This window comes from Chryseobacterium tagetis (assembly GCF_016735585.2).
GTDB classification, from domain to species: domain Bacteria; phylum Bacteroidota; class Bacteroidia; order Flavobacteriales; family Weeksellaceae; genus Chryseobacterium; species Chryseobacterium tagetis.
Window position 1 is genome coordinate 972,860 of sequence record NZ_JAERSE020000001.1, and the last position, 13,453, is coordinate 986,312.

Here is a 13,453-nt window from a genome sequence, read left to right on the forward strand (position 1 = left end):
AATTTAAACTAATCTTATGGAAAATTCGCAACAATGGTCTCGCAGAAAATTTTTAACAACACTTGGAGGAGCAGGAGCTGTATTAATGCTCAATCCATTATTATCCTGGACAACTTCCGAAATTGATCCCAGAGTTGCGAAAATCGTTGCCAATACTATAGGAATTGATACTCACAATCATATTGATGTTCCTTTAAATGCTAAAGAATTACCCGGTCCTAAAGTAGATTTAATGGGCGAAATGAAAAAATCAGGATTATCTGCGATCAGTATGACTTTTGCCGTAGATTATCAGAAATTAGAAAATCCGGGAGATGCTTACAACAGATTCATTACAGGACTTGACGCAATGGATGTCATTCTTAAGGACAACGGGATGAAACGTTCATTAAATTTTTCAGATTTAAAATCCTATCATAAAAAACATATTCCTACCGTAATTCAGTCCGTGGAAGGAGGCCATTTTCTGGAAGGAAAAATAGATCGGTTACATATTGCTTACGAAAGAGGACTTCGACAGTTAGGACTGTTGCATGATAATGATGCCTCAGTTCCGTTAGGAGATGTGTATACCAGTAAGCCACAATTTGGTGGACTCACTTCATTTGGTTCCGATATTATCAAAGAATGCAATAAAATGGGAATCTTGATTGATCTTGCGCATGCTAATAACGAGACTATCGATATGGCTCTTAAAGTAACAACAAAACCTGTTTTAATTTCTCACACAGGACTTGACTCTCAATTGGGGAATAATGAATTCATGGCTAAAATGATGAAGCCAAGGCTTATCAGTAAAGAACAGGCAAAAATTGTTGCAGAAGCAGGCGGAGTAATTGGAGTTTGGACCCATTTAGCAGAAACACCTTTAGACCATGCAAAAAATATAAGAGCATTAGTAGATGTTATCGGCATCGATCACGTTTGTATCGGAACAGACACAAAGCTGACTCCTGCTTACCGATCCCCAAATGAATCAAAGCCTAAACCCAACGGAAATCAAGAGGAAAAGAAACAGGATTCCGAAAGAAAAAAAGAAGAAAGAGTCGGGGAAAGAACCCATCTTGCATGGAAAGACCAGAAAGAAGGTTTTTATTATACCGTTGTAGAGGCTTTATTGAAAACAGGATTTACAGAAAGTGAAATTGAAAAAATAGGAGGCGGAAATTTCTGCAGAGTTTTTGATGCTGCAACGAAATAAATCATGGTAATTATATACAATTTTACATTAATCCTGCTATCTCAACTAGTATGACTCTGTCATTCTGAATGTAGCGCAGTGAAATGAAGAATCTAAGCTATCATGAGATTCTTTTTGCGTCAGAATGACAATGGTGTAAAATTGTATAGAGTCACCTAAATTATATCTAAAATTACTTTTTATAAATTACAAAAACCTTCAAAATCATTAAAAAATGGATAGTGGCGGAAGACCAAAAAGTTTAACCTCCCTCAAATTCCAATAATTAAATTCAATAATCCTTACCTTTGAATTTCCTGTTTCCGATTGATAGCATTAATTTGTCAATTAATTATTAACAATCTGAAATAGGGGAAAACTCACCCTTTCTATAACTAAATTTGTAGCAAATTTTTACTATGCAGATGAATTCTACCAGCGGTATCTCTCGTACTGTCATTTGGTTGATGTCCGTGATTTCAGGACTTGTTGTTGCCAATAATTATTATAACCAACCTTTGTTGGCTCTTATTTCAGAAGATTTACATGTTCCGGAAAGTGCGGCAAGTAAAATTTCAGTTCTTACACAACTTGGCTATGCAGCCGGACTATTATTAATTGTTCCTTTAGGAGATAAGCTTTTCCGAAAAAAACTGATTTTAGTAGATTTGGTTTTGGTTTTTGCTTCATTGCTATGGATGACTTTCGCTCAGGAATTATGGATGCTGTATGCAGCCAGTTTGCTGATCGGTGCAACATCGGTCATTCCGCAATTATTTGTTCCGATAGCGGCAGAATTGTCTTCAGATAAAGAAAAATCTTCAAATATCGGGATTGTCATGTCCGGATTATTACTTGGAATTCTTTTATCCAGATTCGTAGGTGGAATCGTTGGAGAAATGTGGGGTTGGAGAGCCATGTTCGGAATTGCAGCCGGAATCATGGTTTTGGTATGGTTTGCAGTCTATAAAATGTTGCCTGATTTACAGCCTAATTTCAAAGGAACTTACAGAGAATTAATGAAATCTGTTTTCCATCTGGCAAAAACTCAGCCCGTTTTACGATTGGCTTCTTTTCGTGGTGCGATGGCTTTCGGATCGATGTGTGCATTATTTACCACATTGGTCTTTCACATGGAAAAACCGCCTTTTAATGCCGGTTCATCAGTTGTCGGGAGTTTCGGATTGGCAGGAGCCGTCGGAGCTTTAGCAGCCGCGAAAGTGGGAAAACTTCAGCGTTTTTTAGATCTGGATAGAATTATTTTATATTCCCTTCTGATAGTATTGGGAAGCTGGGCTTTCACTTATTTTGCAGGAGAAACGTATTGGGGACTCATTGTTGGCGTTATTTTGGTCGATCTGGGAGTACAGTCAAGCCACATTATGAATCAGACCAATTATTTTTTAATAAAATCCAATGCGGTCAACCGATTAAATACAGTGTATATGGTGTCTTATTTCATCGGAGGTTCTCTGGGAACATGGACAGCTTCTGTCGCCTGGCAATACGCACAATGGAGTGGAGTTTGTGCTGTAGGAGCAACAATGGGAATATTGGCCTTAATCGCACACTTATTATTCAGCAGAAGATTAAGTTTGAACTAACTTTGTAATTATAAATTCAATTAAAAATAAATAAAATGAAAATAGAAATCTGGTCGGATGTGATGTGTCCGTTCTGTTATATAGGAAAAAACAATTTTGAACAGGCTTTGGCAAAATTACCTTTCAAAGACGAAGTGGAAATAGAGTGGAAGAGCTTTCAGCTTGATCCTACTTTAGACCCGAAAGAAACTAAAAATACGATCGAATATTTCAAAGAGAAAAAAGGCTTTCCGGAAGCACAGGCACAGCAAATGATTGGTCAGGTTGCGCAGATGGGAAAAGGAGCTGGAATTGATTTTAATTTTGAAAAAGCTTTAATTACAAATACTTTCTCGGCTCACAAGCTTTTGCATCTGGCAAAAAAATACAATAAAGCCAACGAGATGGAAGAAGCTTTATTCATTGCCCATTTTATTGACGGGAAAAATGTAGGAGATATTGAAACACTGGTTTCTCTAGCTGAATCTTTAGGGATCGATAAAGAAGAAGCACAACAGGCTGTAACCTCTGAAGAATTCGATTATGAGATCAATCAGGACATTCTTGAAGCAAGAAATAATGGGGTTTCCGGAGTTCCTTTCTTTATTCTGAACGGAAAATATGCCGTTTCGGGAGCTCAACCTGTAGAACTTTTTGAAAACGCTCTTCAGCAAACGTATACCGAAACTGTTACTCCTCTGAAAAACCTGTCAGACAAAGGAGCTTCTTGTGATACGGACGGATGTGAAATTTAATTTTTAGAGGGATACATGATAACGATCAATAACGAACATCAATTTGCTCTTGAAGATACGCTTTTCGTTTTTGCTTTGGATTCCGAAGCCGGAAAGGTTTTTAATGATAAAAACAAACTGATTACAGGTATCGGTAAAGTAAATGCTGCGATGGAGCTTACTAAAGAAATTCACCGAAGAAAGCCTAAATTAATCGTAAACTTAGGTTCTGCAGGAAGTAAAAATTTTCATAAAGGAGAAGTGATTTGCTGTACAAAATTCATTCAGCGCGATATGGATGTGAGAGGTCTCGGATTCAGTTTATATGAAACTCCTCTTTCCGGAATTCCTCCCGTTTTAGAATATGGATTAAAGAAAAATGATCTTCCCGAAGGAGTTTGCGGAAGTGGCGACAGTTTTGAAATGAACCATTCTGAAACTGATTATAATATTGTAGATATGGAAGCTTATCCGTTAGCGTTAATTGCTATGAAAGAAAATATTCCGTTTCTATGCTTAAAATATATTTCTGATGATGCAGGAAGTGACGCCGCCGATGACTGGACGGTACAAGTTCATTTAGCTTCTGAAGCGTTTAAAAAAATTCTATTTTCGTAACTTTAAAATCTGAAGAATTTCTTCAGATTTTGTTTTTTAATAAACACTTAAATGAGAGTTAATTTTTACAAACCCGATCATCCAATTCTTGAAAAATATATTGAAGGATATTATTTTATCTCAAAAGATGATTCTGCTGCAACCTTGAATTACCTTACATTTCCGGATAATTATTTTATTATTTCAGCTTGCGAAAACGTTTCTTTTTTCCGCGATCAAAACAAGGTGGAAATTTCTGCATCCGAAGAGGAAAATATTTTTATAGACTTTGTTTCACGCTGCAATTCTCCTGTGGAAATTCATTATAAACAGCCCATCAACGAAATTACCGTTTATTTTAAACCTTTAGGAATTTATCATTTTTTCAGTTCTGAGGAAAGCAGGTTTTTAGAAAAGGAAATTATTTCATCCGATTTTACGGAACTGATGAAAATGATTTTGGCTAAAAAAGACAGAAGAAACCAGATAGAAACACTCGAAAACTATTGGCTTTCAAAATATAAAGAAAAAGAAATGCCTGTCATTGAATCGGTTGTCAATGCTTTATATTCAGACTTAAAAATTGAAGAAATTGCAGCAAAACATGGTATTTCAAGACAGTATGTAAATAAAATAAGCAAAAAATATTTAGGAAAATCAGCCTCGGAATTCAGAAAAATTCAGCGTTTCAGAAATGCTGTTTCTTTAAATAAAAGCGTGAAAAATTTGACTGAACTTTCTTACGAAAACCTTTTTTATGACCAGTCACATTTCATTAAGAGCTTTAAAGATTTAACGAAAATTCAGCCGCATACATTTTTCGAAAATGTAAATATAGAAGAAAAAAATCTTTGGTTTTTTATCTGAGTTTCCATTTTTACAATTATGGTTTTCCCTCTCCGGCTATTTTTGTATCAAATTAAATCATCAATGAAAAAAATATGTCTTGTAAGCTCAATTTTACTGTGTTCATCAATCTTGGCTCAAAGTAATAAAACAAAAATTCTGACCGAAATTTCAGAAAAAATCAAAGAAAACTATATTGATGAAAAGTTTTTTAAAAGTATTGATTCATTATTTCAGAGTGAAATGAAATCCGAAAACTTCAATTCATTAGATGAAAAAGATTTTGCTGCAAACCTTACACAAAAGCTGAGAACAGTGACAAAAGATAAGCACTTTTTCGTTAAATACTTACCCAATTATTCTACCCAGAATAAAATTTCAGAGAAAGAGCAGGAAAAGCAAAATAATTTCAGCAACAGTCTTGAGAATTTTGGATTTGAAAAAGTGGAAAGACTGGAAGGCAATATCGGATATATTAATTATAAAGGGTTTGCAGCACAAAAATCCAGCGCAAAAGCTTTAGAAGCTGCCATGAATTTTGTTGAAAATACAAATGCTCTGATCATAGACCTGCGGGAAAACGGAGGCGGAGACAATGCAATGCTTATTGAGTTCTGCAGTTATTTTTTCGATAAAAAAACAGATTTATACACCACTTATTTCCGAAATTCAGGAAAAACAGTCAGAAACAGAACAAAATCAAACGTTTCAGGGAAAAAATATCTCAACAAAAATATTTATTTTCTTACCAGTCAAAAAACATTCTCTGCAGGAGAGGCTTTTGCCTATTTTTTGCAGGAAAGAAAGTTAGCGACTGCCATTGGTGAAAAAACCGGAGGCGCCGCCAATCCTGTCGATCATTATTATATTGAGAACCAATATCTTTTATTGGTTCCGGATGGAAAAATAACATCTACATATTCAGGGAAAAACTGGGAGCATACCGGAGTAATTCCCGACACAATCGTGACTCAGGAAAATGCCTTAAGAACAGCTCATTTATTAGCTTTACAGGAAATTGTAAAAAATAAAACAAAAACTGAACTTTCGGAAAGTGATATCAAAAATCTTATGATTAAACTAAAACAATAATTCAGCAAAATAATGTCAATACTCATCAAAAAAGCATCCATAAAAGATTTGGAAACCCTTCAAAATCTTGGAAGAGAAACCTTTTATGAAACTTTTTCAGCCCATAATTCCGAAGAAGAAATGCAGAATTACCTCAATAAAAGCTTTGCTTCAGAAAAATTAACAGCAGAAATCAATCATCCGGAATCTCAATTTTTTATTGCCTGGGAAGAAGATGTTCCCGTTGGATATTTAAAAGTAAACTCAGGAAAAGTACAGACCGAATTACAGGACGAAACTTCTCTTGAAATTGAAAGAATCTATGTAAAAAGCAGCCATCACGGTAAAAAAGTAGGACAGATTTTATATGAAAAAGCTTTAGAAATCGCTCAGGAAGAGAACAAAAAATACCTTTGGTTAGGAGTCTGGGAAGAAAACCTGAGAGCGGTTAATTTCTACAGAAAAAATGGCTTTGTTCAGTTTGATACCCATATTTTCAAATTAGGAAATGAAGAGCAGACCGATCTGATGATGAAAAAAACACTTCATTAAAAATATAATCTAAGAATCGTAAAGACTTGTTATGTTTTTGCGATTCTTGGACAAAGCAGATTACAATAATTTCTTTAGATTTTCGGAAAGAATTTCTACACTTTTTTCCATTTCATGAGTATTCAGATTCCCAAAACCGAGTCTCATAGCTGTTAATTCCTGATTTTGATATAAAAGAGTTTTGGGAATAAAAAGATTGTTCTGTAAACAGTTTCTGCTGAGCTGCATCAGATTGATCTTAGCATTCAGTTTCATCCATATTGCAAGACCTCCCGCAGGTTTTTGAAAATGGACAAATTCTCCAATATTCTCCTGAATCAGCTCTGCAAAACGATCTCTTCTTTCCTGATAAATTTTCAATGATTTCTTTAAATAACGGTTGATTTCTCCTTCCGCAATCATTTCCCCTAATACATGTTCCATCAGAATATCGCCTTGCCGATCGATAATTCCCAGATATTTTCTCATTTCGGTCATGAGATTTTCCGGAGCAACAATGAAACCGGTACGAAAACCGGGAGCCAAAGATTTCCCGAAAGAACCGATGTAAATCACCATGCCGTTTGTGTCTGCACTGGCAAGAGGAAGAATGGGACTTTTATCATAATGAAAATCGTAATCGTAATCATCTTCAAGAATAATAAATCCGAACTCATTGGCAAGATTCAATAATTCTAATCTTCGTTGAGCACTTAGAGTAACCGTTGTAGGATAGTGATGATGTGGCGTCAGATACAGCATCCTGATTTTTTTCCGTTTACAGATTTCTCTCACTTCATCTACATTAATTCCTTCTTCATCAATTGGAATCGTAACAATATTGACCCCCGCTTTCTGAAAGATCATATTTACAGAAAAATAACTCAAAGCTCCCACTAAAACAGTATCACCTTCTGATAATAAGATCTCGGAAGCAATATAAATGCTCATTTCCGTACTTCGGGTAATAAGCAGGTTATGGTTTGAAATCGGTAATCCTCTTGACAAATTGAGGTACTGAGAAAGGTGTTTCTTGAAAAACTCACTCCCGTCCTGATTATAGTGTCCTATTTTATGGGCTCTTCTCTTTAAAGTCGAGCTGTAAATCCTGGATTGTTGATCGATCTGAGTTAAACGGATATCCGGAGAACCGTCATTTAAAATAAATTCACAATCTGAATGCTCAAAAGGGTTGTCTAGAATATTAGAAGTTTTAAAACTAAATCCTGTGAATTTTGGATAATTTTTGAGGTTTATTTTATTGAAATCATCAAAATCAAGTGGTTTTTCATCATTTTTACCGATAATAAAAGTTCCTTTATTGGGCAAGCTTTCTACCCAACCTTGAGCAAAAAGTTCATCATACACCGCAACAATGGTATTCCTGTGAACTTCCAAAGTCTGACTTAAGGTTCTTGTTCCCGGAAGTTTGGTTCCAAAGGGTAAAAAACCTCTTTGAATTGCATTAATCAGTTGATTCGTGATCTGCATATAAATGGCAGATTCGGAATCTCTGTCAATTTTAATAAAACTTTTATAAGGAATTTCAACCGGACTATTCATAATATAAAAACTGGCACCAATGAACCATCCGGCAATATACTACTTTTGAACCAAAACAAAAAAAGAATGGAATTTTACAATCTTTTAGAAAAAGTAGTTCAGCACAATGAAACCCATGCCAAATGGCTGAACACTCTCTCCTTTATGGAAAATGCCGGAGCAAGAAAAATTTCTGCCTGTGAGCATCCTACAGAAGTTAGCTTAATTCAGTTAAAACACGCAGCAGAAGAACACCGTCATGCCTATTATCTGAAAAAGCAGATTCTTAAAATTAATTCTGAGTACTGTAAAACATACAACAGCAATGAACTTTTAGCTTCAGTTGCTACCAGACAATATCTTCATTCGCTTGACATTAAAGCCTGCAAATATCTTCAGCAGGTTTTTCAACTGACGAAAGAAGAATTAAAATATGCAGCTTATCTTTTTGTCACTTATGCGATCGAGGTTCGTGCCGATGAATTATACCCTGTTTATCAGGAAATCCTCACTAAAACCTCTTCAAAAATCATGGTAAAATCGATTATTCTTGAAGAGGAAGGGCATTTGGAAGAAATGATCAACCAGCTCGATGAATTCTCGGAGGACTGGAAAAAGCATGCTGAAGTTGTTTTAACGATTGAAAAAGAGCTTCATGAGCAATGGATCAATGCCATTTCACAGGAAGTTTTAGAATTAAATTATGCTTAATCAGTTCCTTCATTTTCAGGAAGCTTTAGAAAAAAGAAAAGAAAACGGAACCTTAAGAATTTTAAAATCTCAACAAAAAGGAATTGACTTTTATTCTAATGATTATCTGGGATTGGCAGGAAATACAGATTTTCAAAATATTTTATTAAAAAATGTCTTAGAAAATCCAAAATTACTGAAAGGAAGTACGGGATCTAGATTAATAAGTGGTAACAGCAGTGTCATTACAGAAACTGAATCATTTCTAGCGAAAGAACATGGCTATCCGTCTGCATTGCTTTTTCCATCAGGTTACAATGCCAATTTGGCTTTATTTTCAGCGCTTCCAACACGTCATGATATAATGATTGTTGATGAAAAAATTCACCGTTCGGTACATGATGCCTGTAAAATTTCAAATGCTAAAAAACTGAAATTTAAGCATAATGACATTGAAGATTTAGAACAGGTTTTAAAGAAGCAAAACGGACTTTGTTACGTTGCTATTGAAAGTTTATATTCAATGGACGGCGATTTTGCTCCCATTAATGAAATTGTTGAAATCACGGAAAAATATAATGCTCACCTGATTGTAGATGAAGCACATGCTTTTGGAGTTTTCGGATATGGCTTGGTTAATGAATTTCAGCTTCAAAATAAAGTTTTAGCAACCGTTATCACGTATGGAAAAGCTCTTGGAAGTCATGGAGCCGCAGTTTTAAGTAATGATCTGATAAAATCTTACCTCGTTAATTTCTCATCACCCTTTATTTATACGACTTCTGCCCATGATTTTCTCTGGAACAGTATTCTGGAAGGGTATAATTTTTTAAATGCGAATAAGAGATTATCTGGTAAGCTTCAGGAGAATATTAAAATTTTCCGTGATCAGAATTTAAACAGTCTGTCTTCGGAAAAAAGTCCGATTCAGGCGATCATCATTCCTGATAACCATCAATTAAGAAACTTAAAAGAGATTTTATCTGAAAATGGATTTTTAACTTATGCCGTTTTGAGCCCGGCTGTAAAGGAAGGAACAGAGCGACTGAGAATCTGCCTTCATAGTTTCAATACGGAAGAAGAGATTCTTGGTTTAACGAAGATTATTAAAGGTTTTGTTAAAGGGATAAATATTTAGAATCATGAATGTAGCAGTAAAAACAAAAAAAAGTATACAAAAACGAATTTTCATCACCGGAATCGGAACAGAAATAGGAAAAACCGTCTGTTCAGCTGTTTTAACGAAATATTTCAATGCGGATTACTGGAAACCGGTACAATCAGGAGATCTGGATCTTTCTGACAGTATGAAGATTTCAAATTGGGTAGGAGAAAATACGGTTTGTCATTCAGAAACGTATCGTTTTCAATTGGTGGCATCTCCCCATCAATCGGCCAAAGAGGAAGGAATTACCATAGATTTAAATGAATTTAAACTTCCCGATACCTCAAACAACCTTATCGTAGAAGGAGCAGGAGGTTTAATGGTTCCTTTAAACGATAATGAATTTATCATTGATTTAATTGAAAGATTAGGTCTTCCTGTTGCATTGGTCGTGAGAAATTATTTAGGCTGCATCAATCATACGTTGTTATCAATTTCAGCTTTGGAGCAAAAGAAAATAAAGCTTGAATACGTCATCCTTAACGGAAATTTCCCGCAAGACACTGAAAGAATAATCTGCAAAAACATTCCATCTGAAACAAAAATTATAAGAATTCCTGATCTGGAAAACATAACGAAAGAAAGTATAGACAACATTGTAAAACAATTAGAAAAAATAGACTCATGGATAAGAAACCACTAAGAAATGACTGGACAAAGGAAGAAATAGAGGAAATATACAATCTTCCGCTCCTAGAACTTATATACAAAGCAGCCACAGTTCACCGTGAATGGCATAATCCTGAAGAAGTACAAATGTCCACTTTATTATCAATAAAAACAGGTGGCTGTCCTGAAGACTGTTCGTATTGCGGACAGGCAGCGCGTTATCACACCAACATCAAAGTTCAGGCATTACTTCCTACGGAACAGGTCATTGAACACGCCAAAAAAGCAAAAGACGGAGGCTCATCCCGTTTCTGTATGGCTGCAGCATGGAGAGAAGTCCGCAACAACCGTGATTTTAACCGGGTGATCGACATGGTAAAAGGGGTAAATGATTTGGGAATGGAAGTTTGCTGTACATTGGGGATGTTGACAGAAGAACAGGCAATCCGTCTTCAGGAAGCAGGTTTATATGCTTACAATCACAATCTTGATACGTCTGAACAGTATTATGAAGAGATTATCTCTACAAGAACTTTTGATAACAGAATTAACACTATTAATAATGTAAGAAAAGCAGGAATCACCGTTTGTTCCGGAGGAATTATAGGTCTTGGAGAAACACACAGAGACCGAATTTCTATGCTGTTAACATTAGCTACAATGCCCAAACATCCGGAATCTGTTCCTATCAATGCTTTAGCAAGAGTAGAAGGAACTCCGCTTCAGGACAATGAAAAAACCAATACCTGGGAAATGGTAAGAATGATTGCCACTGCAAGAATTATCATGCCTTCCTCTATGGTTCGTCTGAGCGCCGGAAGAATAGAAATGACAGAGTTTGAACAGGGATGGTGCTTTATGGCCGGAGCAAATTCCATTTTTACCGGAGAGAGAGAAACTTTATTGGTAACACCCAATCCCGGAGTTTCAGAAGATATGCAGCTATTGCAGACTTTAGGATTAAAACCCATGAAAAGAGCAACAGAAAAAGCGATGGATCAGTTTGAAAACTGGAAATCAACCTGTTAATTTTTAATTCTTTCAATTTAAAAAAATGAATTTACAGCAACGTGATAAGCGTGTCAACTGGCATCCTTATACTCAAATGAAAACTGCAGAAGATGCCGTTCCTATTGTAAAAGGAAAAGGCGTTTATCTTTTTGATGACGAAGGAAAACAATATATTGATGCTGTTTCTTCCTGGTGGGTTACTTTACATGGCCACGCTCATCCGTACATTGCCCAGAAAGTTTCGGAACAGCTCCATACGTTGGAACAGGTTATTTTTGCAGGCTTCACCCATGAACCAGCGATACAGCTTTCAGAAAATTTATTACAACTCTTACCCGACAATCAGGAGAAAGTCTTTTATTCTGATAATGGTTCAACAGCAGTGGAAGTCGCTTTGAAAATGTGTATTCAGTTTGCCTACAACCAAGGGAAAGAAAAGACAAAGATTCTTGCTTTTAAAGATGCTTATCATGGAGATACTTTCGGAGCCATGTCTGTAAGCGGAAGAAGTGTCTGGACAAAACCATTTGGAGAAATGCTTTTTGATGTCGTATTCATCGATACGCCAACTTCTGACAATCTAGAGAATCTAAAATCTCAAATAAAAGATATTGCTGATGAAATTGCCTGCTTTATTTACGAACCACTCGTTCAGGGAGCAGCAGGAATGCTGATGCACCACCCGGAAGACTTATCCGAATTAATGAAATTTTGTAAAGAACAGAACATTTTACTCATTCAGGACGAAGTTTTCACGGGCTTCGGAAGAACGGGGAAATTATTTGCAGCCGATTATCTTACGGAAAAACCCGACATCATGTGTTTCTCAAAAGGATTGACCGGAGGAACCATGCCTATGGGAATTACCACTTCCTCCAGCGAAATTTTCAATGCTTTTTTGTCAGAAGATAAATACAAAACTTTATTTCACGGACATTCTTTTACAGCAAATCCATTAGCCTGTACAGCAGCTTTAACAAGCATGGAACTTTTATTGAGTAAAGAAACTCAGGAAAAGATCAATTTAATTCATGAAAAACATAAAGAGTTTTCTAAAACTCTGCAGCAGCATTCACGAGTTGAAAACGTTCGTCAGACAGGAACAATTTTAGCATGGGATTTTAAAACAGAACAGGGAACTTCTTATTTCAATACCATCGGTAAGTTTTTCTATAAAGAATTTTTACACAGAGGAATCATTATGCGGCCTTTAGGAAACGTAATGTATCTTGTGCCTCCTTATTGTATAGCCTCTGAAGATCTTGATTATATATATGATACTGTTTTGCAGGTTCTGGATATGAAATTTGATTAAAAATCTTTCAACAAAATGTCTCCGGAAATATTCGGAGACATTTTTTATATGATCTGATAACTTTCTTTAATACTGTTCATTACAAAAATACTTTTTGTTTGCCCGATTCCTTCTATTTCAGAAAGTTTATTGACAAAGAATTCATGGAAGTCATCCATATTTGCTGCCAGTATTTTCAGCATAAAATCAAACTCACCACTAATGTTGTAAAATTCCACGACTTCTTTAAGCTTACCGACCTGTTCAATAAAAACGCCTGCTGTTTTTTTGTTATGAACATTTAAGGCAACCATACAAATCACCACCATTCCCTTATTGATCTTTTTGCGATCTACAACCGTTGTATATCCTTTAATGATGCCCAGTTTCTCCAGTCGCTTTATCCGTTCATGAGTGGGAGTAGGGCTCAAATTGATTCTTACCGCAATATCACGAATACTCAGTTTTGCATCTTTCTGTAATATCCGTAAAATAGACAGGTCTTTCTCGTCCGGAATATAAATTTCAGTAGCCATACGTTCTGTATTATAAATTTATTTAAAGCTTAAAAAGAACATTTATTCTTTTTAATATTCAAAT

Annotated in this window: 14 protein-coding genes; 12 read left to right on the forward strand and 2 right to left on the reverse strand. The window is 35.6% G+C overall.

Features of this window, described 5'->3' with window-relative positions:
- Positions 1–16 precede the first annotated feature (16 nt).
- The 7 genes from JI747_RS04280 (at position 17) to JI747_RS04310 (ending at position 6,563) form a co-directional block, all read left to right on the forward strand.
- Positions 17–1,201, forward strand: coding sequence for a dipeptidase (locus JI747_RS04280; RefSeq protein WP_225686514.1), 1,185 nt, complete (start codon positions 17–19; stop codon positions 1,199–1,201).
- A gap of 398 nt (positions 1,202–1,599) precedes the next feature.
- Complete coding sequence (locus tag JI747_RS04285; RefSeq protein ID WP_225686516.1) at positions 1,600–2,784, forward strand: MFS transporter; 1,185 nt, start codon at positions 1,600–1,602, stop codon at positions 2,782–2,784.
- 35 nt (positions 2,785–2,819) lie between these two features.
- Positions 2,820–3,518, forward strand: a complete 699-nt coding sequence (locus tag JI747_RS04290; RefSeq protein ID WP_225686517.1) for a DsbA family oxidoreductase — start codon at positions 2,820–2,822, stop codon at positions 3,516–3,518.
- Positions 3,519–3,533: 15 nt separating this feature from the next.
- Positions 3,534–4,115, forward strand: coding sequence for a 5'-methylthioadenosine/S-adenosylhomocysteine nucleosidase family protein (locus JI747_RS04295; protein ID WP_225686518.1), 582 nt, complete (start codon positions 3,534–3,536; stop codon positions 4,113–4,115).
- A 51-nt stretch (positions 4,116–4,166) separates the two neighbouring features.
- On the forward strand, positions 4,167–4,961 hold the full coding sequence (locus JI747_RS04300) for a helix-turn-helix domain-containing protein (RefSeq protein WP_225686519.1): 795 nt from the start codon (positions 4,167–4,169) through the stop codon (positions 4,959–4,961).
- A gap of 63 nt (positions 4,962–5,024) precedes the next feature.
- Positions 5,025–6,032, forward strand: a complete 1,008-nt coding sequence (locus JI747_RS04305; protein WP_225686520.1) for a S41 family peptidase — start codon at positions 5,025–5,027, stop codon at positions 6,030–6,032.
- A gap of 12 nt (positions 6,033–6,044) precedes the next feature.
- Positions 6,045–6,563: a GNAT family N-acetyltransferase gene (locus JI747_RS04310; protein WP_225686521.1), complete on the forward strand. Its 519-nt coding sequence runs from the start codon at positions 6,045–6,047 to the stop codon at positions 6,561–6,563.
- Between the two features lie 60 nt (positions 6,564–6,623).
- On the opposite strand, the gene JI747_RS04315 is transcribed toward JI747_RS04310, so the two are convergent.
- Positions 6,624–8,105 carry an aminotransferase-like domain-containing protein gene (locus JI747_RS04315; RefSeq protein ID WP_225686522.1) on the reverse strand — a complete coding sequence of 494 codons (1,482 nt, stop codon included), beginning with the start codon at positions 8,103–8,105 and terminating at the stop codon, positions 6,624–6,626.
- Positions 8,106–8,171: 66 nt separating this feature from the next.
- On the opposite strand from JI747_RS04315, the gene JI747_RS04320 reads away from it, so the two are divergent.
- The 5 genes from JI747_RS04320 to bioA are packed head-to-tail and all read left to right on the forward strand — an operon-like array spanning position 8,172 to position 12,874.
- The gene (locus tag JI747_RS04320; protein ID WP_225686523.1) at positions 8,172–8,795 is read left to right on the forward strand and encodes a hypothetical protein; all 624 of its coding nucleotides are present in this window, start codon (positions 8,172–8,174) and stop codon (positions 8,793–8,795) included.
- Entirely contained in the window at positions 8,788–9,912 is a 1,125-nt protein-coding gene (locus JI747_RS04325; RefSeq protein ID WP_225686526.1) for an aminotransferase class I/II-fold pyridoxal phosphate-dependent enzyme, read from the forward strand. Before JI747_RS04320 ends, JI747_RS04325 begins: the two co-directional genes overlap by 8 nt.
- Before the next feature lie 4 nt (positions 9,913–9,916).
- The gene (bioD, locus tag JI747_RS04330) at positions 9,917–10,582 is read left to right on the forward strand and encodes a dethiobiotin synthase (protein WP_225686528.1); all 666 of its coding nucleotides are present in this window, start codon (positions 9,917–9,919) and stop codon (positions 10,580–10,582) included.
- Positions 10,564–11,577, forward strand: a complete 1,014-nt coding sequence (bioB, locus tag JI747_RS04335; RefSeq protein WP_225686530.1) for a biotin synthase BioB — start codon at positions 10,564–10,566, stop codon at positions 11,575–11,577. Before bioD ends, bioB begins: the two co-directional genes overlap by 19 nt.
- A gap of 25 nt (positions 11,578–11,602) precedes the next feature.
- Positions 11,603–12,874 carry an adenosylmethionine--8-amino-7-oxononanoate transaminase gene (bioA, locus tag JI747_RS04340; RefSeq protein WP_225686532.1) on the forward strand — a complete coding sequence of 424 codons (1,272 nt, stop codon included), beginning with the start codon at positions 11,603–11,605 and terminating at the stop codon, positions 12,872–12,874.
- Between the two features lie 44 nt (positions 12,875–12,918).
- On the opposite strand, the gene JI747_RS04345 is transcribed toward bioA, so the two are convergent.
- A complete protein-coding gene (locus JI747_RS04345; RefSeq protein ID WP_225686534.1) occupies positions 12,919–13,389 on the reverse strand; it encodes an Lrp/AsnC family transcriptional regulator in 471 nt (156 codons plus the stop codon).
- Positions 13,390–13,453 lie beyond the last annotated feature (64 nt).

Coding starts and splice junctions, on each gene's coding strand:
- JI747_RS04325 (WP_225686526.1), top strand. CDS start 8,788: ATGCTTAATCAGTTCCTTCATTTTCAGGAAGCTTTAGAAAAAAGAAAA.
- JI747_RS04280 (WP_225686514.1), top strand. CDS start 17: ATGGAAAATTCGCAACAATGGTCTCGCAGAAAATTTTTAACAACACTT.
- JI747_RS04295 (WP_225686518.1), top strand. CDS start 3,534: ATGATAACGATCAATAACGAACATCAATTTGCTCTTGAAGATACGCTT.
- bioD (WP_225686528.1), top strand. CDS start 9,917: ATGAATGTAGCAGTAAAAACAAAAAAAAGTATACAAAAACGAATTTTC.
- JI747_RS04305 (WP_225686520.1), top strand. CDS start 5,025: ATGAAAAAAATATGTCTTGTAAGCTCAATTTTACTGTGTTCATCAATC.
- JI747_RS04290 (WP_225686517.1), top strand. CDS start 2,820: ATGAAAATAGAAATCTGGTCGGATGTGATGTGTCCGTTCTGTTATATA.
- bioA (WP_225686532.1), top strand. CDS start 11,603: ATGAATTTACAGCAACGTGATAAGCGTGTCAACTGGCATCCTTATACT.
- bioB (WP_225686530.1), top strand. CDS start 10,564: ATGGATAAGAAACCACTAAGAAATGACTGGACAAAGGAAGAAATAGAG.
- JI747_RS04315 (WP_225686522.1), bottom strand. CDS start 8,105: ATGAATAGTCCGGTTGAAATTCCTTATAAAAGTTTTATTAAAATTGAC.
- JI747_RS04300 (WP_225686519.1), top strand. CDS start 4,167: ATGAGAGTTAATTTTTACAAACCCGATCATCCAATTCTTGAAAAATAT.
- JI747_RS04320 (WP_225686523.1), top strand. CDS start 8,172: ATGGAATTTTACAATCTTTTAGAAAAAGTAGTTCAGCACAATGAAACC.
- JI747_RS04345 (WP_225686534.1), bottom strand. CDS start 13,389: ATGGCTACTGAAATTTATATTCCGGACGAGAAAGACCTGTCTATTTTA.
- JI747_RS04310 (WP_225686521.1), top strand. CDS start 6,045: ATGTCAATACTCATCAAAAAAGCATCCATAAAAGATTTGGAAACCCTT.
- JI747_RS04285 (WP_225686516.1), top strand. CDS start 1,600: ATGCAGATGAATTCTACCAGCGGTATCTCTCGTACTGTCATTTGGTTG.